At 58.4% G+C, this 18937-nt stretch carries 19 protein-coding genes; 1 reads left to right on the plus strand and 18 read right to left on the minus strand.

The annotated features are described in order from the left end of the window. From V0R37_RS20640 to pilL2, 5 genes are read right to left on the minus strand one after another with little or no spacing between them, the layout of a single operon-like run. Entirely contained in the window at positions 1-543 is a 543-nt protein-coding gene (locus tag V0R37_RS20640) for an integrating conjugative element protein (RefSeq protein WP_420376338.1), read from the minus strand. Continuing rightward, positions 540-1130 carry a transglycosylase SLT domain-containing protein gene (locus tag V0R37_RS20645; RefSeq protein WP_420376339.1) on the minus strand — a complete coding sequence of 197 codons (591 nt, stop codon included), beginning with the start codon at positions 1128-1130 and terminating at the stop codon, positions 540-542. Before V0R37_RS20645 ends, V0R37_RS20640 begins: the two co-directional genes overlap by 4 nt. Beyond that, the gene (locus V0R37_RS20650; protein WP_420376340.1) at positions 1112-1840 is read right to left on the minus strand and encodes a TIGR03759 family integrating conjugative element protein; all 729 of its coding nucleotides are present in this window, start codon (positions 1838-1840) and stop codon (positions 1112-1114) included. Before V0R37_RS20650 ends, V0R37_RS20645 begins: the two co-directional genes overlap by 19 nt. Positions 1841-1854: 14 nt before the next feature. Further along, on the minus strand, positions 1855-2505 hold the full coding sequence (locus V0R37_RS20655; protein WP_420376341.1) for a hypothetical protein: 651 nt from the start codon (positions 2503-2505) through the stop codon (positions 1855-1857). Further along, positions 2502-3080 (minus strand): PFGI-1 class ICE element type IV pilus protein PilL2, encoded by a 579-nt coding sequence (pilL2, locus tag V0R37_RS20660; protein WP_420376342.1) that lies wholly within the window; start codon positions 3078-3080, stop codon positions 2502-2504. The genes V0R37_RS20655 and pilL2 overlap by 4 nt, the downstream gene beginning before the upstream one ends. Positions 3081-3288: 208 nt before the next feature. On the opposite strand from pilL2, the gene V0R37_RS20665 reads away from it, so the two are divergent. Beyond that, entirely contained in the window at positions 3289-4041 is a 753-nt protein-coding gene (locus tag V0R37_RS20665) for a hypothetical protein (RefSeq protein WP_420376343.1), read from the plus strand. 40 nt (positions 4042-4081) lie between these two features. Here V0R37_RS20665 and V0R37_RS20670 read toward each other — a convergent pair whose 3' ends face one another. The 13 genes from V0R37_RS20670 to V0R37_RS20730 all read right to left on the minus strand — a co-directional run bounded on the left by V0R37_RS20670 (position 4082) and on the right by V0R37_RS20730 (position 18765). Next, complete coding sequence (locus tag V0R37_RS20670) at positions 4082-6358, minus strand: DEAD/DEAH box helicase family protein (RefSeq protein ID WP_420376344.1); 2277 nt, start codon at positions 6356-6358, stop codon at positions 4082-4084. Positions 6359-6461: 103 nt separating this feature from the next. After that, positions 6462-6773, minus strand: a complete 312-nt coding sequence (locus V0R37_RS20675) for a hypothetical protein (RefSeq protein WP_420376345.1) — start codon at positions 6771-6773, stop codon at positions 6462-6464. Positions 6774-6918: 145 nt separating this feature from the next. Continuing rightward, a complete protein-coding gene (locus tag V0R37_RS20680) occupies positions 6919-8028 on the minus strand; it encodes a DUF6094 domain-containing protein (protein ID WP_420376346.1) in 1110 nt (369 codons plus the stop codon). 73 nt (positions 8029-8101) lie between these two features. Next, positions 8102-8761 (minus strand): hypothetical protein, encoded by a 660-nt coding sequence (locus tag V0R37_RS20685; protein ID WP_420376347.1) that lies wholly within the window; start codon positions 8759-8761, stop codon positions 8102-8104. A gap of 166 nt (positions 8762-8927) precedes the next feature. After that, on the minus strand, positions 8928-9269 hold the full coding sequence (locus V0R37_RS20690) for a hypothetical protein (protein ID WP_420376348.1): 342 nt from the start codon (positions 9267-9269) through the stop codon (positions 8928-8930). 109 nt (positions 9270-9378) lie between these two features. Beyond that, positions 9379-9726 (minus strand): hypothetical protein, encoded by a 348-nt coding sequence (locus V0R37_RS20695; RefSeq protein WP_420376349.1) that lies wholly within the window; start codon positions 9724-9726, stop codon positions 9379-9381. 88 nt (positions 9727-9814) lie between these two features. Next, complete coding sequence (locus tag V0R37_RS20700; RefSeq protein WP_420376350.1) at positions 9815-10489, minus strand: DUF3275 family protein; 675 nt, start codon at positions 10487-10489, stop codon at positions 9815-9817. A gap of 109 nt (positions 10490-10598) precedes the next feature. Continuing rightward, positions 10599-11513, minus strand: a complete 915-nt coding sequence (locus V0R37_RS20705) for a DUF3577 domain-containing protein (protein WP_420376351.1) — start codon at positions 11511-11513, stop codon at positions 10599-10601. A 364-nt stretch (positions 11514-11877) separates the two neighbouring features. Continuing rightward, positions 11878-12693, minus strand: a complete 816-nt coding sequence (locus V0R37_RS20710; RefSeq protein WP_420376352.1) for a GTPase — start codon at positions 12691-12693, stop codon at positions 11878-11880. A 289-nt stretch (positions 12694-12982) separates the two neighbouring features. Continuing rightward, positions 12983-13699, minus strand: a complete 717-nt coding sequence (locus tag V0R37_RS20715; RefSeq protein WP_420376353.1) for a DUF5983 family protein — start codon at positions 13697-13699, stop codon at positions 12983-12985. Positions 13700-13900: 201 nt separating this feature from the next. Continuing rightward, positions 13901-14464: a hypothetical protein gene (locus V0R37_RS20720; protein ID WP_420376354.1), complete on the minus strand. Its 564-nt coding sequence runs from the start codon at positions 14462-14464 to the stop codon at positions 13901-13903. A 267-nt stretch (positions 14465-14731) separates the two neighbouring features. Further along, a complete protein-coding gene (locus V0R37_RS20725; RefSeq protein WP_420376355.1) occupies positions 14732-16204 on the minus strand; it encodes a DNA cytosine methyltransferase in 1473 nt (490 codons plus the stop codon). Positions 16205-16749: 545 nt separating this feature from the next. Beyond that, complete coding sequence (locus V0R37_RS20730) at positions 16750-18765, minus strand: DNA topoisomerase III (RefSeq protein ID WP_420376356.1); 2016 nt, start codon at positions 18763-18765, stop codon at positions 16750-16752. Positions 18766-18937 lie beyond the last annotated feature (172 nt).

Consider the following 18937-nt stretch of genomic DNA (forward strand, 5'->3'; position numbering starts at 1 on the left):
TCATTGCTCGATGCCAGTGGCCGTAATCAAGGCGGGGTAGTGGCGCAGCCCCAGCCGCTCGGCCAGATCGTCCGCCGATACGGGCCAAAGTTGCAGGCCGGGAGCCAGCGCCCGCAAGCGTTCAAGTCCCTGCGCCGTCTCGACATTGACCACTAAACCGGCCGCGTTGCGCTCGCGCAGACTTGCTTCATGGCGGCGCAGCCAGGCATGAGATACCTCATCGTCGCCAATCAGAAAGAACGGTTGTAGGCCCGGTGCCTCAATAACCCGACGCGCGACCGCTCCCGGCGTGAGTTTCGCACTACGCACGGGCAGGATCTGTGCTTCACCGTCGATGGTGGAGGGCAGTTGGGGGATGGGAATGGGCGAACGTTGTACGGCGCCGATGCGCGGCTGCAGGTTGAGCGCGTCGTAATACGGTAACGCCGACACACCCCCGTGATCGTCCACCACAACCAGCGGTTCTGCCGCTTGCAAGGCAGACAGCGGTGCGGCGGCGATCAGGGCAGGCAAGCCGAGCACAGCCAGGGAAAAGGGTTTCATGGTGAAGTCTCCTGATGAGTGGTGCGTGACGCGCCGGACGAACCCTGAACACGGTTCAGATGCCGGGAAACGCTGCGCCGATAACGTGCCGCCGGCTCCCCGCCCGCCGGACGGTGGTAGCGGCCCATCGCCAACAGCCAGTCTTCACCCGGCTTGTACTGTTCAAATAGAATGGCGGCGGCGATGGCCAAGTTGGCGTAGGGGTCGAGCAGATCACACGGACGGCTGTAGCGATGTTTCTGATAGCCCAGGTTGACTTGTGCGAGGCCCACATCAACGCGAGTAGGCCTCGTTTCACGCAGCGCCTGGAGCAAACCGGTGCAAGCCTGGGCACGCGTGGCATAGCGGTGCGACTGCCCTGCCACATTCAGCGACCAGGGCCAGGGGATGAGGCGGTTATCACGACGGATGCCGCTTTCTTGCAGGGCCACGGCAAAGAGCACCGTCGATGGAATGCCTGCTCGTTGGGCCGCCAACTGATAGGCGGGAGGGGGAATTTCCTGAGCATGCCCACTGCTGGTGAACAGGCCAGCCGCCAACAGCAGGACCCACAGGGGCTGCACCGAGCTTACGGTTGTCGCTGCCATTGCCCGTTCACCTGACGCACCACAGCAGGCAGCTCGCCGGCCAGACCGAGCGAGAGCCAACGCCCACCATCGTGATTGAGCGTGATGGTGCCGGTGCGTACCCTGGCCGGGTCGATCTGCATGCGTTTGGCCAAATCACGGATTCGAGCATCATCCTGACGGCTACCGACCATGTAAAGATCAAACTCAGTGCCCAGCGCTTGCAAACGCTGCACAAGCACACCGCAGGTTGCGCACTCGTCCTTCACGAAAATCGCCGTGCGCCCACTGCCCGCGATCGAGATGCCACTTGGTGTCGCATCGGGAAGATTTACCCGCTGCAGGCCGGGGTGCAGCCGCTGCCAAGCGTCATCGTAGGCGCGCTGGTAGGCCAGCAGTTTCTCGACGCGGCGTGCTTCAGCCTGTACCTGCAGTTCGGCATAGCGGCGCCGCTCTTCGTCCGAGCGGGCTTCAACGCCCAGGGCCGAAAGCGGGTCGAGGTTAGGCGAATAGATCCCGAGCGGGCCATCCATCAGCTCTTCAAAACGTGTCCACTCGTCTGTGCGCAATCCCCAGTCCCGTGCCAGGCGTTCGTCGCGGCTTTGTTCGATCTGACTTTGACTGGCTCGGGATGACTGGTTGATGGCATTTTGTTGCGAAGCTGGCTGTGCTGACACCCACTGGGGCAACCCTGCAAATAGGGCAAGGGCCAAGACGATCTGTGGTTTCATGGCTTGGCTCCGGATCAAGGGATGAGCAGACGGCGTGTCTGTTTACCGTTTTGGAATATGGCGGTGTTTGCCTCAATGGCTTGCAATCGCCACTGCCCCACCGTCTCGCCGGGTAGCACCACCTGAATCTTGTCCGCCGTCAGTTCGCCCTTTACCGGTGCGACAGATACGCTACGCTGCCCGGCCCGCATTTCTGAACCTATGATGCGAAATGGAAACCGAGCTTGTTTTGGAGCCGTAGCTACAGGTGTGATCGGTTGGGCTTGTGGTGGTGGCGCTGCCGGAGTAGATTGCGAGTGTGTTTTCATCTGCTCGACTTCGGTACGTAGTGCCTGTAGTTCTTCTGCGGCGGAGCGGTCAGCCAGCGTCTGCTCCATTCGGGTAAGACGTGTCTCCAGGCGTTGGCGCGTCTCATGCAGTACGGCGACTGTGGCGGATTCGGGCTGGGCTTGGAGCATTTGCACGCTATCAGCCAATTCAGCGATCCGCGCCTGAAGCGCCTGAACCTGCCGCAGGCTCGAATCGACATGTGCCCGATCAGCGAGGCCTGCCATGGTCCGATACCCAGTTCCGACCAGTATGCTGAGCACGACCAACCAGACCCAGAGCAGGATCTGCAAGCCTAGGTTGACCGCGCCGCGCAAGGTTCCTTTCGCACCGATCATGACCGGACTCCTGTCACCGTGACGGGAAAGGTCACTACCGGCTCACTGGCAGGTATGTCACTGGCCGGCTCCAGCTTGATCTCACTGGAGTTGGATCGAACAAAGCAAATTTGGCGTGCCACATCGTCGATTTGCAGGTCCCAGGCGGAACCCGCCAACATCACCAGCGCATCACGCAAGGTCATTGGCCCTAGCTGCAAATGGGCCAACGGTAGAGGCAGCGCATAGAGTGCGGTGGTTACTGAGTCACTTTCACAAAGCTGATAACCGCTGCGCTTCAGGACATGGTGCAGACCATCGCCCACCGAGGCATGTGCATCCTCAGGCATAGATACATCAACGATCTGCAGCAACAGATCACGCTGTGCCGCCGTTGGCGCAAGCTCAACCAAGGTGTAACGACCGGAGCGAACCACCGGAAGGTACTCCGGCTGTCCGGGCTCGGGCACGGAAGAAAACTCTTCAGAAGTGGGGGCTACTGACGGTGCAGTGGTAGTCGCACAACCGCTTAACAGTGCGGCGGCGACCAACAGGCCGCCACCAGATAGGTGCCGGATGGAAACGATGGCTGGCATAGATCGGCTCTTTGTTGTGATGAACCGATACCTTCAGTCAGACACGTCGTTAAATCACCAAAGAAAGCGAACTGCGACTAGACCGCTTTACTTTTGAATCTCTCCCAATCCATGCTCTGATAAGCAATAGCTAAACGTTCACCGCGCACGGCTCAACTAGCTACCAACTCGCGGTCATTACCTTCAATCAATCTAAGGGATATTTAAAATGGGGAAAAACGAACCAGATCGAACGAACAGCTCCGCAACCACGTTGGAAAAAGGACTTGGTGTACTGGACCGATCATGGGACGCTCAATGGGCATTACGACTGATCTGCCTTGTCCTGTTTCTGGACATGGCCATGATCATGCGCACTGAAAGAGGGCTGTGGCAGTGGTTACCCGAAGATAAGGCTCTTCTAAGCGACGTAGGCTGGATCGCACTTACCGTCGTCAGCTTCAGCACAATTGTCGCAGTCGTGATGCCCGTGATCCTGACGTTCTTGCAGCAACTCGTTTTTGCATTATGGGATCTTGTTCCCAGCTTTCACTTATTAACGCCGTCAGAGGCACCCTATCGGCGCGGCCTAGGAAATGTGCCCATATACAAGTTCCGTGACTTAGCTCTGTCAGAACGAGACGAGTTTCTATATCAGTTATATAAAGCAGAGAGACAGCGGAAAGAAGCTATTAGGCGATCAAGAATACGAGATGGGGAATTGACAGCAACTGCGCTCCTGGCCGCATTGGCTGACTGCGTGATAGCTCGTCATTGGCAAGACAGCATTGGCGTAATCAGCGGCCTATGGCCATTCTTGGGAGACTATGCGCTATTAGTTCTAACGGTCGTACTGCTTTCCGGTTTATTCATGCTCAAATGGGCTTGGTTCCCTCCCTATAAGCCGGATGAAATTTACTTCCCTCCGTTGGATCGTCAATTACGTGAAGAAGAGGAAAGGCGGAAAAAACAGCTGTACTAAAAATAGTGGCGGCCCGAATGGGCCGCCGATAAAGAAAAACTCAGGCCGCAACAAGCTGCCTGGCCAATGCTACTTCGATGGAATCACCGTCTGGGTTCAGCACATCAAGCCCAGACTCTGGCACGTCTCCCGACGTGCTTTGTGAGACCAGGATCTTCTTGGCCATAAGGGACAGGCATGTCATCTGCGATGTCGCTGCATAGCCCAGATAGATCACGCGTACTGCTTGCTGTTGACCGATACGCCATGAACGGCGTGCAGCCTGCTGCAGGGTGTACACGTTATAGCCCGATTGCATGAACACAATCGTGGGGAACTCCAGAAGGTCCAGCCCCGTCTTGACCAGCTCAGGGTTGGTGATGAGAACATCAATGCCCCGATCCAGCTGCTCGGCAATCCAGTCTTCCCGGCGGCTAGCTTCCACGCTTGCGCGCAATACTGCCACCTTGAAACCTTCCTGCTCCAGCAACATCTTCAAACGCGATGTGGTATCGCGCGTGCCGGTGTAGACGGAATAGACCAGGGTCTTGCGACCTGCGGCTTTTTCCTCGCGGCAGATGCTGATCAGCTCCCGCTCTTTGGGCATGATTTCCAGTTCGTTAAACTGAACGGGTGTGAAAGCCAGCACCTGACGGGTGCGCGGATGACGAACGGTTTCCGCTCTAAAGCAACAGTCGGACCAAGCCAGCAGCACGTTGAGTACAACGCCCAGCAACGTGGTATCCCGCTTGCGCAGGGCTTCTTTGAGTGCAGACGTCAGGTTGGCAGCCAGACTGCCGTAGGTATCGCCTTGTTCGGCATCCATCTCGACTTCCCGAAACTCCTCGTCATACGGCGGCAGGATGCCCCCCATGTCGCGAAGCTTTAGGAATATCGTGTACGGCAGGATGCAACGCAGTACGCCCTTCGGACCAAAACCTGGGGCTTTGACCGTTCGGACTGACACCTTGGTGCCCTTGGCGGTCTTGTGGGCAGGCCCATCGGACTCGGAGAAAATGTCCTTGAGAACACCATGGTCTCGCATGAAGGCCATCGCGGCCGAACTCATGCTGCCGCTGCTGCTCGGACGGTAGCCGTCTTCGATCATTCGCCCAGGCAATGCCCGAAATAGAAGATGAAAAAGGTCGTCCGCGTAGCCGCCCATGAGCGTGCCGGTCAACAGCACCGTCTTACGGACCTTAGCTGCGATGACCCCCATCGCCTGGCCTTGGGCCGAGCCGCCCGTCTTGTACTCATGCGCCTCGTCAGCGATAAGCAAGTCGAACGTGCCCTGTGGTAAGTAGCGTTTGACGAACTCGGAGGCCTGGTAGCCGCCTTCACCGAAACCGAACTCCATGCTGGACATGGCGCGTTCCATCCGTTGCGCTTGCCGGTCGGAAAAAACCAACTCCCCCCGGTCGTCCATCAAGTTGATGAAGTTGTGCAGATTGTCTCCCAGCATTGAGGCCAGGAAGCTGTCACCGAACATCTTCATCAGTTTCTGTGCAGTGGCTTCACCGATGGTTGGGATACGCTTTAAAGCGCGAAGCACCGCTGAGGATTGGTCACTACCGGACAATGTTCTAGGACGCATCAACGTCCAGAGTGCGGCGCTGCAGCCACTGCACTTGCGACGCGTTTCTTCGGCCTCCAGTTCCAAGGCATAGATAGGCTCACCATCCAGATCGGTGACTGTTGTCCCACAGTGCGGGCAGGCGCCAACCTCGCCGTGAAGGGTTCGTTTGCGCATAAATGCCGGTTTCCAGTGAAAACCCATGCGCATACGCACGCGACCGATAATGAAAAACTCCTGGCCCGTCGACTCCTCACTCATCTGCTCGCGCAGCTTGATGAGCTTGAGCAAGGTATCGGGGCCATTGAGCACCCATACTTTGGCGCCTGCGACGGTTTCCAGAATTTCCCTGCGCCACTTGTAGACCAGGTGGGGCGGGCTCAGGACCAAGGTGCGGCGATAACCTTCCGCATTGAGCATTGTCGCCAGCGCGATACCGACAATGGTCTTGCCGGTGCCCATCTCTCCATTGATGATCGCGGCGCGTTCGCCTTGATTCACCAATAACTCCGCTGCCGCATGCACGACTTCGGCCTGAGCTGGAAAGAGCTGGCGTTTGAGGCCTGCGAGCACCAATTGACGCTCGAGCCGGGGTGTACCGTTATACACAGGCGGGTTGGCCCGGTTCAGGCTGTCCAGCAGTTCGTCGCCGAACTCCTCGACGAAATCCTGCAAGCTGAGGGACAATTCCGACTCTGCGGCCTCTGCCCGCTCGTCGGCGTGGATGGTTTCTGCGACAGCCGTCGCTTCAAGTTGAGTAGTCATGGTGGTACTCCATAAAAATGGGGCACGCACCTCCCCCAAAGGGGCGGTGACATGCCCCAGGGGATAAAAGGTAGATGGCGGCCGTAGGCCGCCGTAGGTGGGATCAGTACTCGCTGGGCAGGAGCAGCGTGGTCACGCTGCGATCCCATTCAGTAATGATCCAAAGTTTCAGGTCGGGTGCGACCTGGTAGGACGAGAACAGGCGATCCTCACCCGATGCCAGCGCGGCATCGTTCAGTTCGCGATCCCCTTCACTGAGATCACCCCAATCGCCGCCAAGGTGACGGCGCAAGTACATACTGGGGTTGAGCTGGCCCTGTTGGACCAGTGCATCAACGCCAGCCGTCAGAATCAACTGGCCTGGCGAGAAGCGCATGTTGGGAACCACGCTAATGAATAGTGCTTCGGTTGTCATGGAGATAGCTCCTTAATAAAGAAAGCCGACGCCATGACGCCCATCGGGACAACATGACCCCGGTGGGTGGATAAAAGCGGTGATACGGCGCCGTCAGATCAAAGACGGTTCCGCGGGCAGTTGAGCAACGGCCTTACTAGGAAGCTCAATGAATCGTGAGAATCTGACCCAACGTGGCTGAGTCGGGGGTTAAGTCCCAAGCCCTGATAACGGGCACAAACTTGTCGGTGAGGATGCGCGTCTCGGCCACGGAACCGTCATCGCGTTCGCGATACTCGGTGGCCGTGGCTTTCTGCTTGTAGGTGTCGCCCTTGACGGCCAGGGTGCGACCGCTTTTGGACTGCACGACACCTGAGATGGCGCCGGCCGCCAGGGCCAGTGCCAAATGCCAGTGAGATAAACCGCGTGCCGGAGGCCGCATGGATTGTTGGGCGGCGCCCAAATGGGTCTCGCTCGATGGCCATAGCCCCTGCAGGCGCTGCACTTCCTCGGCAAACTGCGCCGGTTCCATGCTGATCCGGTAAAAATGCGCCGGCTCGGCCTGTGCGGCTGGGATGCTGTAGGGCAGCGCAGTCCACACAGCAGGCAGCTCCTGCGCTTCGATTTCAGCTTGGCCGACCTGTAGCAGCCGGGTGCGGATGGACTTAGCGTCATCACCCGCCAGCTCACGCTGACGAACGCGACGCCCGAACACGACGACCTGTTTGAACTGGGTATCCACCGCACGGTAGACGCTCAGATCGGTAAAGTGTCGTGTCAGCCATCCAACCATTTCCTGATCGAGAACGTAGACCGGGATGATAAAAACCAGAACACCGCCGTATTGCAGTTGCGGCAGCGTCTTTTGATAGAAGAGCTTTTCCAGCCGGGCGCGGCCTCGGCCTTCGTAGCCCATGTTGCCATTGGCGTCTCGAGCGAGATCACCGTAAGGCGGGTTGAGCCACAGCAGGCCGAAGCACTGACGTGTGATTAGCGTGTCCATCAGATCGCCATGAATGCAGCGATCAACCAGTCGGCGGGCGTGGTTTGCCCGTTCCTGGTCGTACTCGACCGCGTAAGCGGTGACGTGCTCACGCCCGAGGGCATGTGCCGCTTCGGCGATGGCAACGCCTTCGCCAGCGCAAGGATCAAGAATGCACATCGGTCCATCACTGGGCGCGAGGGCGTTGAGGGTTCGTTCAAGCGTGGCTTCATCGGTCGGGTAGTAGCCGTTTTTGGCAAAATTCCGAGCGAGCCGGGGGAACATGAGGGCCATAAGAAATCTCCTGTGTGGCGGGGATAAAAAAATGCGGACACGTGCGCGAAGCGCGCATCCACGGGCAAAAGCGTCAGGCCACCGCTTCCAGTGGCAGATCGGTCGCTGCCGATAGCGGCGCCGAATAGGCGGTGAGCACGTCCTGGCGTATGAGTTCGCCCAGTGCGTCGGTGAGAAGTGGTAGGTCCAACCCCAAACGAAAGCCCTGCAACGGTCCGAGCGCCATTGGCAATGGCTTGAGCATTTCCCGATCGCGTAGCAGCGCCAGCACGGGTGCTTGCCAGTGCTCCAGAAGGGGCAGCGGGCACGTGTCTTTGACCAAGCGCCACAGTCGAGCGGTGGGATCGTTGGCTGAGCGTGGTAGCAACGCGAGAGCGCTGGCCGTACTCTTTTCAGGTTGGGTGCATCGTCGGTCGAACAACCAAAGGTTGGCCATTGAACCGAACAGCGTGCGACGATAAGCTCGGGTGAGGCGCTTTTCCAGACGATCAACGGCGCCGACCGAGACCGGGACAGAGCCCCCTTGTTCGGTGATGAGATGGAATTGATCCAGCCCATCTTCGGCGCGGCCCAGGGCCAATCGAGCGATGAATTGCTGGATCGCGGTATCACGGGCCCAGACGGAAAGAAAAATAAACTCGCCTTGCTCGTTGCAAACGCACGCATCGGCCATCAGGTCGCTGCATTCGTCGATGCGGTACAGCACGGGAGTTTGATGAGAGGATGGGAGCATAGTGGTGTCCTCAAGAAAGGAGACAGCACCGCCCCCAAGGGCAGTGACTGCCCCGTAAGGGATGAAAGAGTGCGGACTATTCGGATTAAGCTCCCTGGCCGCTAGTCGCATTGCAGCGCATCGTCGGAGAGAAAAACCGAAAAGAATGATTAATCCGCATAGAAACTCAAAGTTCCTGTTCGGTGATCGAACAATCGGCTTGATGCTTGGCTACACGGTTGCCGGTGTAGCTTTCGCGGTCACGCTGGACCTGGATGAACATGCTCTCCGGCACGAGAATCTGAAAATGACGCAGAACTCCACGGTAGTAGTCCAGGCCATGGCTGAACGGATCGCTCTCGTGCAGATTGCTATACAAGAAGTCGTCGCTCTCGACCTTCATGGTGTTATCGATCAACTCAGCTGGCTTCTCGACGACCAAGAAGAAGTAATCCATTGGCCGGTCCCAGCCGAGTAGGACGGTGATGGGAAATCCCTTGTGAAATGTGTCGAAGTAGTGCCGACTCATGATGAAGCTCCTCGATTGAAATAGCCGGGAGCCTCCCCATCGGGATCGCCCCGGCGGGTAGTTAAAAAGCCGTGTGAGCGGCGATGAAGTGAAGTGCCAGCTCTTAGTATTAGTGGTCCGTATCGCAACCGGTCGGGCAATAACCCAACTCGATCCCATGCGTGCAATAGCAGTGTTCAGCATTCCAGTCCTGGGTTTCCTGCCTCTGGGCAGGTGTTGCGTAGTCCCATTCCTGTGCTATTTGCAGCGCCTGTGCGCGCTGGGACTCGGGCAATTGAAGAACGTGTGTATCAATCGCCAAACTGAGGCGTTCAATGTAGTAGTCATGAGACAGTCCGCAACCCTTCATGGCGTCTGTGGCGACCGCCTCGCAGGTACCCCGCCACGCTGGTTCATCCAGCGCAAAGCGGGTATCCCTGACGGGTTGTGAGGGTGTATCGCAAGCGATAGTTGACATGATGAAAACCTCCAGAAAAAACCAGTGCCCTCGCCCACGCGGAGGAAAGAACCCTGGCGGGTGGATAAAGCACACTGCGGATGTGGTGTTATCCCGCAGGTTGCAGTTCTGCCTCGCGGCTCCACTCCTGCGCCTTGAAGTCCAGCGCATAGCCCAGCGCACCCAGCCGTGCAATCTGTGCACGTAGCGTGCGCCGGTCGATGGTCGAATCCAATTTGATGGAATCCTCCAGCGGCCACAACAGACCGAACAGGGCCGCATCGTCGCTGTCAGGACCACCCGCAGCCGCAATAGCCGCCGATGGCGTGTCCACGCCAAACGGCGTGGTATCGATCAATGGGTCTGCCGATGCCTGTACGGCAGCGTCTACCGCTTTAGACGTAGAGGCTGGTGATGCTGTCAATGGCGTGCCCAGCTCCTCGTCGAGTGGATCAACTTCCTGTGCGGCGAAGCCCGTGGCATCGTCGCGGCTCAGTTTGTCCAGCCCTGAAAGCGTCATTCCGTCCAGGTTGGCGCGGATCTCGAAACGCATCCCGCCACCTGTTGGGTAGGCCCTCGGGTAGATGTACCTGATGACGAACTCCCCATCGTATTTACCTTCGGGGTACTGTTCCAGTTCCGCGTCTTTGACCTCAAACACACCAAGGTGTGTAGTAAGGCGACCGACCGTAAATGGGCCGTTGCGGCCCCGGATCGTGCGTAGCGTGAGCCGGCCTGAAACGATGATGGGCGATGTGGATGGGTGTGCTGCCGTGGGAGCCATGAGGCACCTCCTGAGTGATGAATGTGCAAATGCCCACAACCACACGGGGTGGTTGCGGGCCATAGGGGAAGAATGAACAAATCCCTGGGGTGGGGCCGAGTGAGTCAGGTCAGAAGGACGTTGCCATTGCTGGCTCGTCGGTCTGCGGCGACTGCTCCCTATCGGATTGAGCGAGCTCAGAGGGCGTTGAGTCGTCGCTGCCACGTGCAGGGCCGGTGTCCTCTGCCGCCGAAACGTCTTCGGATACGGGCGCCTGGTCCGCAGTCGGATAAACCTGCTGACCATCGACCTTGATCAGGCTGATGTGAATCAGGTTGGACTTCAAGGACAAGGCGGCTTCGCCTGCGCGATCGCCCTTGGTACGAAGGTACGGATCGGTTTTCATGTCGTTAAGACGGAAGGCAATCAGTACTTTGCGTTCGGCCTGAACAGCCTCTACGCAGCGGCGCACTAGGTGCTGGGCATCGGCGTTGGTGACGATGGTATCGATGTACCGATATTCGGGTTCATCGACCGGCCCGGCCAAGGCGCCAATGGAGCATGACAGGAACGGGTCGCCGTTCTTGGGAGAGACGTCCTTGGGCCTGTTGAGATAACCGATACCACGAGTGATCAGTTCATGCTGTTCGATTTGAGCCAGTTCGGCACGATCAATCAGCTCGACTTTGAGCAGTCGGCCTTTAAGGCTTCCGGCAGGCTCCCCCTTGCGTTCGCCGCTGGGACGAATATAGGGGTCGCCCCAGAGGTCGCCGATCCGAAAGCGGATCAGGGGCCGCTGTTTCGGATCATCGACACCGACGTAACGCTGCACCAGTGTCTTGGCATCAGCGCCAGAGACTTTGACGTCGAAATAGCGCAGTGTCGAGTCCTTGGCAGGACCGACCAGCGCAGCGACGGTACATGCAAGGAAAGACTCGGCACGACGCCCGCCTCGCACCGGTACCATCCGGACGCGCTGCAGATAACCAATACCAGAGGTATGCAGATCAAAGTAGGACTTCGTATTGGAAGAAGCTTGGTTCATGGTGAATCTCCATTGGATAAGAAGCGGAAGACACACCATGCCCAAAGCGGCAGGTGCGTAACCCCGCGATGGGTTGAGAAAGGCAGTTGCATCACCACCAGAAAAAACTGGCAGTCGTTCGCGCAAGGATGCGGTGCGAACTGGTGTGGTCACGCGGCAGGTGTCGCGCCGCAACCTTAAAGACCACTGGTTGCCTGGCATGTCGCTGACAACGTCAACAATCATGGGCCAAGGGTTGCACCATGCCTGTTGATACGCCACCAACAATGGGTGATCGCACCGGACCGTATAGGCCACAACAAACGGAATCACCAAAAAACACGCCCCCGATGGTTGGTCGGAGGCTGAGAGAGAAACAGGTTGGTTAAGTAGTCGAAGAAAGCGCTTTCTTGCTGCGGACCGGCTGTTGCAAGGTCTGAACACGAATGCAGCGCCAGGTACCGTCATCAATCAGATCGCCCAAGGTCTCCCCCAGCATGTCAAAATAGATGTCGTCGCGGCGCTCGACCTGTTCATCGTCGCGATGCAATTCCACCGCATACGCATCGTCGGCACGCAGATAGATCACGCTGACACGCCCCGAGAACTTCGCAGTTTCAACCGTGAAACTCACTGTGGGCGGTGTCCGGATGATGTCTGCAGGCGTGGGATCAACGAGTTCGAAGTCACGCGCCTGAGCGTCGACCAGCATATGAGCGATGCGCCGATGCCCGTCAGGGGCAGGCATTTGCTCTAGTTGCTCGATAAGTTGTTGCAATTCCAGACACTCCGGCGGCGCAACAGGAAGTTTGGCCGGCGCTGCTCCGAGAATCATGCGCTTTACCGTGTAGGGAGTACCGTCTGCGGTTTGTTCGATGATCTCTTCAGGCGTATCGGCACGTTGACCGTCGAAGCGACGGCGCGCATAGGGTGTGACTTCGACCTTGGCACCCTCTACGGGAACTTCGGTGATGAGCGTGCGATCCAGAACGGCAAACTTCGTTCGTCCGATCTTGATGACGACGGCGTTCTCAGTGGTAGCGATGACTTTGCCCTCAAAGGGCGACGGGTCAATGCGAAAGCCCAGCATGTTCTCCTTCGGTGTCCCGTCGAAGATGTTGAACTGAAAGGATCGTGAGTTGCTTGGCACATGGCCGGCAACCAGGAAAGGCATTTGTTGACGAATGGTTTGATGATCCATGATGGACTCCGAGAAAACGGAACCCCTCCTCCCCAAGGGATGAAGGATCCCGTGGGGGGGGGTGGAATGGACGATGAACGTCCGGAGATGAGGTCAGCCAGCGAACTTTGGGTTCACCACAGTCTTGATGGCCTTGACTGCCTGGGATGCTGCCAGCTACGCCAGCGAACATGCCTCAAGGCTGGCGCAGTAGTGCGATTTCGTCCGCCATGAAACAGATGTGGTGTTCATCCGTTTTCAAGCCACGCAGGCAAAAAAAAGCCCCTAAGTAAGGGGCGAATGAGAGAATCTACATTTCGTAGACTGGAAGACCGTCCAGTTCCGGCGCGTCAGCGTCAATAATCAGGATGCGCACGTCGGCGTTGGCCGCTAGATGCAGCACTCGCATCAGATCCGCTGGCATGCCTTTGGACAGATGCTCCTGGTGCAGTTGCTCGGCGGTAATGCCGTCAAGATTCTGCAAATGCTCATCCGTCCAAGGGGTAGCGATCAACTTGACACCAATGGCCGGGCTGTACGGCACCCGAAAAGCGATAAACAGGAAGCCGGTTGGCGTGGCAATATCGGCCAAATCACGCAAATACCCCTGTGACTGCTCGGTGATGTGAGCCGTGCTGATTTCCCAAGCGCGGCTGTAGACGCCGGTCTCGAATTTCAGGCGACGTACCACCTCGCGGGCGGCCGCTTCGGAGTAGGTGTCGCCTACATGCTCTTGTTGACCATCGACATCGTCTGCGGCGATGGCGTAGACCACTGTGCGCACGATGCCTTCACCCTGGCACTGGGCTTCCAGTTCGTCGGACACGCTCTGGCCTTCGGTGATGAGCGCGAAGTCCTGGCCGAATAGGCAAGGAAACAACGCTACCTGATCATCGGTTAGATGCGCCTGGCCGGCATGTAATGGCCGCCAGACTGGCGGGCAATCATCCTCGTAGGTGATGAGCAAGGTTCGGATAATACGTGGGTTCTGATAGCCGCGAATGAAAGGGTTTTCGATCTTGGACATGGGATTTCTCCAGCAAAGGATAGGCGAGGCCAATCCCCTGCCGGGAATTGAACCCCGGTGGGTGGAACATCAATAGCGACTGCTCAGGTCGCGTCGTGAATTGATCAATCGCGAAAGTCGGTGGTGTCGCCCTTCGCCTCGCTACACCACCCGACATGCCGTTACGCATGCGATGGTTGAGCAGCGCATGCTGCAAGGGAGCTAGGACGGGTGATCGCCCAAGGCATAGCGCTTCCATAAAGCGAATGCCTCATCTAGCGGTAGTTCAGCGAGGATGATGATGGGCAGGGACTGCCGTGTGCGCAGGGCTTTGAAATAAACAGGTCGGTCTACGATTGTCTTAAGCTTGACGCCCTTCAAAAAGAGCAGCCTATCGTTCTTGATGAACAACACCTTGTTGCCGATGTCGCGGGTGAACGCAGTGCGCAGCTTACGATCAGTGTGCTGGGTCTCGGCCAACTGGTCGACGAGAAAATCCAGCGTCATGTCGATGATGAGGGGAGCGTCGTCCTGACCGGTGATACCTCCTTCGAACCGGGCCGCTGGCAGACCTTTGGCAAACTGTCCGGCTTCGGACAATTGCGCGGCCTTGCCTTCCAAGGCATGCAGGAAGGTCGAACCCCCGCGCCCGTCGTTGCGTGCTTGGGCAATGGCGACACCGTCGAACAGCACGGTGGCGGTGAAGCACAGCGTCTCTTCGCTGGCGAACTGCGCCACTTTGAGGCTTTTCAATGCAATACGGTCTTGCTTAATGATGGTTTCCATGGAGATTCCTATGATGGGGTCGAGTGATGGCACGCCCTGGTGGGAAGAGACACTTACTCAGTCGGTTGGAGAAAGAGGCATCAATGCCCGCGTGGGCAACGTTCGCCGAGGCGATGCGGGTGCGAACTGGCGGGTTGCGTGGGGAAGTCCCACGGCAGCCTGCAAACCCTGGCTGCTGGCGTTGCTGAAGTTTCAGCAAGTCAGGACTAGAGCGTGGCCTTACCGGGCCAGCAAGTCGCGCATCAATACGCGGCAGGCGTCTCCTCTTTATTTATTTAGGAGCTGGATCAGGCGCTGCCCCAACCACGCGACACACGGTACGGCCATGGAATTTCCGATCGCTTTGTAACGCGGGGCGTCGGCTGCGGGCTTGCCGCGATAAGGCACTTGGGTGTAGTCATCCGGCATGCCTTGCAACCGCTCACACTCGACCGGCATCAGCCGTCGCACCCGCCACTGAGACCAGTCGCTGGGACTTGGTTTTCTTCCTGTGTATTGGAAGCAGGCTTCATAGTCGGGAGTCAGTACGTGGCTTTTGTCACCGCCACCAGTGCTGGCACGCAGCGCCGGTGCGAGGGCACCGCCCAATTCGGCGGCAATGCCGTGTTCGCGACCGCGTAACGCCACGCTGAACACCATGGGCAATCCCTGTCCAGGTTTACCACCGCCCGTAGAAAGCGCACCGGCGATCTGCCCGTGGCCGGACTCCAGGCGCAACTCGCCGCGAGAGTTCTGTGCGAAAGCCAATGCCTTTGGCGCACAGGAGGTGATGATAGGCACGCCCCTGCCCGTGCCGTCCTCGCTGTTGCCCGTGGACGTACCCAACGTGTGGCTAATATTGCCAGCCACAGACTGCACCACGAAGGTTTCGACTTCAAAGTCGTTCTTGGCACCAGGTGCAGCGGTCAGGCAGGCGGCAACACCAATCGGCCCTGAGGTGTTGCCACCGCCAAAGCCAAACGTAACCTGGACCTTGCCATGCGCCGGGTTCAGTCCGGCATAGTCGCTTGGTGATGCAGTGCGTGCTCCAGCAGTGCAGGCAAGGTCTTGCCACGGCGCAAAGCCCTGCGACGAATCCCCGTACACGCCGTCGCGCTCAAATAGTACTTCGGCGGGATCGACGTCATCTCGACCACTTGCCACAAGAAACACGCGCTTGCGGCGTTGGGCGAGACCGAAATATTGAGCGTCAAGCACACGCCAGGCGAGACGGCGTTGGGGGCCAGACACGTAACCTGCGTGCGTCCATTTCTCCCCTGGCGGTTCGAGCGCACGGCTTTCGCCGGCCAGTGCGCCCAACAGGCAGCCAAAGGCGTTGGAACGGTCGCTAAGGACGCCCGGGACGTTTTCCCAGATGATCGTGGCGGGTGGGCGTTGATTTTTTTGGCGGGTTTGGTCGATGGCATTGGCAAGCTCCACATATTTGAGGGTTAAGGCGCCGCGCGGGTCGGACAACCCTTGGCGTGCGCCGGCGATGCTGAACGATTGGCAAGGGGTACCGCCCACGAGAATGTCTGGCGCGACGACCTGACCGTTAAGTACCAACTTGGCGATCTGTGTCATATCGCCCAGGTTGGGCACCTCGGGATAGTGGTGGGCGAGTACGGCGCACGGGAACGGTTCAATCTCTGAAAACCACGCGGCGTGCAGACCTTGCGGTTGCCACGCGAGACTCACGGCTTCAATACCGCTGCAGACGCTGCCGTATTGCAATGTTGTGTGGGTAGGCTGAGGGTGCATTAGGGTCTCTCCTGTTCGTAGGGGCCATAACCAACATCGGCCGGGCCGGAAGGTAGTGGTAAAACAGGAGAAAGGTGCCGAAGACCCATGAGCCTTCGGCGCGGGAGGAAGTCACCACCCGTGGGCTGATCCAGGCTCACGGTTGTCGCTAGAACCGTACGCTGTCACAGCAATCACACCCGGCCCATGTCGTGGTTGGGGCCGGCATTGTCTGGCGCACATCCGCGCACAAAGGGAGCCCGGTGTTTCACCGGCGGGCACCGGCACCGATTACCGTCAACCTCGAAAGGTCTCCTGGTGCCTCGCCTCGTACAGACTGGCAAATCATCAGGAGACCCTTCGCAACAGACGGAAATTGCAACGATCAAGGGAAGTCGCGCGGAGCGATTCAAGTAAAAGCATCCTTCTGGCCTCGAAGCTGTCTCCAGCTCGGCGAGGCACGCACACAGTTGCGAAGGATTGGCGCGCTGGGAGTCCCGAGAGGACTACGGGATCAATGCCATGCAACCGGATCGGTCTGCACGGCACATGGGGTATTGAGCATCTCAGGATGCCTTGGGTGCGCTGCGGCGCTTTCGCGGCGCGCTGCGTTTGGCGTTAGTGGATTCAACCTGCAATGTGCCTTTGCAATCGGGATAGCGCGAACATGACCAGAACGGACCATTCTTGCCGGTGCGTTGGCGCGTGGCCGAGCCGCACTGCGGGCAGGATGGGCCCTGGGGCACCTTGATCGACAGGGCTGTGCCTTGGTACTGAGCGATGATCTGTGCAATCCAGGCCGCCTGCTTGGCGATAAATACTTCGTGGGTAAGTTCGCCCGCCTCGATCATGTCCAGGGCCTGCTCCCACACGGCCGTCGTGCCGGGGTCGGAAATGGCCGCTGGCACTGTGTCAATGAGCGTGCCAGCCGCATCCGACGCACGGATCGCCCGACCCTTCTTGATCAGATAGCCGCGCGTGAGCAGTCCATTGATAATATTGGCGCGAGTGGCCTCAGTACCGATGCCCACCGTGTCCTTCAGTTTCTGCTTCAGGCGTGGATCGGACACCAGCTTGGCGACACTTTTCATGGCCTTGACCAGCTCTCCTTGGGTGAGGGGCCGGGGAGGCAGCGTCTTGAGCGCCTTAAGATCGACGTTGTTCACCTGGCAGGACAGGCCCTGCTTGAGTGCGGGCAGAACTTGACTACGCGGGGCTGAATCATCGTCTGCATCAACGGGTTGCTGCTCGGCCAACACCAGCCGCCATCCTGGGATGACGATCTGTTTACCTACGGCTTGAAGATTTTGGCCCGCGCACGAAAGCCGCGCAATCGTGCGGTCAAATTCATGATGGGGCAGAAACTGCGCCAGATAATGGGCACGGATCAGGCGATAGACGGCCAGCTCCTTCTCGCTCATGGCCGACAGGTTCGCGGGCTCCAGCGTGGGGATGATGCCATGGTGAGCGGTGACCTTACCGTCGTTCCAGGCCCGCGAGCGTTGGGTGCGATCAAGCTGCCCCATCACGGGCCGCAAAGCGGGATCGGTTTTGACCAAACTGTCGAGCACGGTCGGCACGTCGGCCAGCATGCTCTCGGGCAGGTAGCCCGAATCCGAGCGTGGATAGGTGGTGACTTTGTGCGTTTCGTACAAGGCCTGAGCAATGTCCAGGGTTTCCTGCACATCTAGGCCAAGCTGCTTGGAACAGACTTCCTGCAGCGTGCCCAGATCAAACGGCAACGGCGGGCCCTCGCGCACCCGTTCGGTTTCGACGGACGCGACCTGAGCGCCACCGTCTGCACGTAATTGTTGCGCCGCCTGCTGCGCTACCGTCTCCTGCAGGCATCTGCCGGACTCGTCGGCGTACGTTTCAGGCGCTTGCCACTGCGCGATGAAAGATTGTCCTGTTGCAGAAAGAGCCACATCGATGGCCCAGAACGGGATGGAGACAAATCGGGAAATTTCGCGGTCACGATCCACGACGAGTTTGAGCGTGGGCGTTTGCACCCGGCCTACCGACAGCACACCATCGTAGCCAGCCTGCCGTCCCAACAGCGTGAAAAGCCGACTCAGATTCATGCCCACTAGCCAGTCCGCGCGAGACCGCGCCAAAGCCGAGTGGTACATGGGCAGCGTCTCTGAAGACGGTTTCAGGGCGGCCAATGCCTTGCGGATCGACGCATCATTCAGGGCCGATAGCCACAGGCGTTGAATAGGACCTCGGTAGCCACACAGATCAACGATTTCGCGGGCAATCATTTCGCCTTCGCGATCTGCATCGGTGGCGATGATCAACTCTGTGGCTTGTTCCAGCAACTGCTTGACGACTTTAAATTGCGCGGCCGTCTTGGGTTTGACTTCGACACGCCAGCGCTCGGGAATAATGGGCAAATGTTCGATAGTCCAGTGTTTGAGATTTGCGTCATAAGCCTCGGGCGGCGCCGCTTCGACCAGATGGCCGATGCACCAGGTCACGATAACCCCCGGGCCTTTCAGACAACCGTTGTCGCGCCGAGTAGCACCAAGCACTTTGCCGATGTCTTTGCCCTGTGAGGGTTTTTCACACAGAAATAGCCTCATACTGCTCCATCCGAATCTCGTTGATACTGCCAATGGAAACAGCATGGCCGCAGCGTCAGATTCGGGCAGTAAACAAGCTGAACACGGTGTAAGCGCTTTGATGCCGCTCTCGTAAATGGACGAAAAAAGCAAAACCAAATCGGGAGTATCTGAAACAGTTGCGTCCAGATCG

This window comes from Pollutimonas rozaliensis (assembly GCF_048751585.1).
Taxonomy (GTDB): domain Bacteria; phylum Pseudomonadota; class Gammaproteobacteria; order Burkholderiales; family Burkholderiaceae_B.

Excerpts from the sequence above, each read along its gene's own strand:
- V0R37_RS20640 (WP_420376338.1), bottom strand. The coding sequence starts at position 543 with ATGAAACCCTTTTCCCTGGCTGTGCTCGGCTTGCCTGCCCTGATCGCC.
- V0R37_RS20645 (WP_420376339.1), bottom strand. The coding sequence starts at position 1,130 with ATGGCAGCGACAACCGTAAGCTCGGTGCAGCCCCTGTGGGTCCTGCTG.
- V0R37_RS20650 (WP_420376340.1), bottom strand. The coding sequence starts at position 1,840 with ATGAAACCACAGATCGTCTTGGCCCTTGCCCTATTTGCAGGGTTGCCC.
- V0R37_RS20655 (WP_420376341.1), bottom strand. The coding sequence starts at position 2,505 with ATGATCGGTGCGAAAGGAACCTTGCGCGGCGCGGTCAACCTAGGCTTG.
- pilL2 (WP_420376342.1), bottom strand. The coding sequence starts at position 3,080 with ATGCCAGCCATCGTTTCCATCCGGCACCTATCTGGTGGCGGCCTGTTG.
- V0R37_RS20665 (WP_420376343.1), top strand. The coding sequence starts at position 3,289 with ATGGGGAAAAACGAACCAGATCGAACGAACAGCTCCGCAACCACGTTG.
- V0R37_RS20670 (WP_420376344.1), bottom strand. The coding sequence starts at position 6,358 with ATGACTACTCAACTTGAAGCGACGGCTGTCGCAGAAACCATCCACGCC.
- V0R37_RS20675 (WP_420376345.1), bottom strand. The coding sequence starts at position 6,773 with ATGACAACCGAAGCACTATTCATTAGCGTGGTTCCCAACATGCGCTTC.
- V0R37_RS20680 (WP_420376346.1), bottom strand. The coding sequence starts at position 8,028 with ATGGCCCTCATGTTCCCCCGGCTCGCTCGGAATTTTGCCAAAAACGGC.
- V0R37_RS20685 (WP_420376347.1), bottom strand. The coding sequence starts at position 8,761 with ATGCTCCCATCCTCTCATCAAACTCCCGTGCTGTACCGCATCGACGAA.
- V0R37_RS20690 (WP_420376348.1), bottom strand. The coding sequence starts at position 9,269 with ATGAGTCGGCACTACTTCGACACATTTCACAAGGGATTTCCCATCACC.
- V0R37_RS20695 (WP_420376349.1), bottom strand. The coding sequence starts at position 9,726 with ATGTCAACTATCGCTTGCGATACACCCTCACAACCCGTCAGGGATACC.
- V0R37_RS20700 (WP_420376350.1), bottom strand. The coding sequence starts at position 10,489 with ATGGCTCCCACGGCAGCACACCCATCCACATCGCCCATCATCGTTTCA.
- V0R37_RS20705 (WP_420376351.1), bottom strand. The coding sequence starts at position 11,513 with ATGAACCAAGCTTCTTCCAATACGAAGTCCTACTTTGATCTGCATACC.
- V0R37_RS20710 (WP_420376352.1), bottom strand. The coding sequence starts at position 12,693 with ATGGATCATCAAACCATTCGTCAACAAATGCCTTTCCTGGTTGCCGGC.
- V0R37_RS20715 (WP_420376353.1), bottom strand. The coding sequence starts at position 13,699 with ATGTCCAAGATCGAAAACCCTTTCATTCGCGGCTATCAGAACCCACGT.
- V0R37_RS20720 (WP_420376354.1), bottom strand. The coding sequence starts at position 14,464 with ATGGAAACCATCATTAAGCAAGACCGTATTGCATTGAAAAGCCTCAAA.
- V0R37_RS20725 (WP_420376355.1), bottom strand. The coding sequence starts at position 16,204 with ATGCACCCTCAGCCTACCCACACAACATTGCAATACGGCAGCGTCTGC.
- V0R37_RS20730 (WP_420376356.1), bottom strand. The coding sequence starts at position 18,765 with ATGAGGCTATTTCTGTGTGAAAAACCCTCACAGGGCAAAGACATCGGC.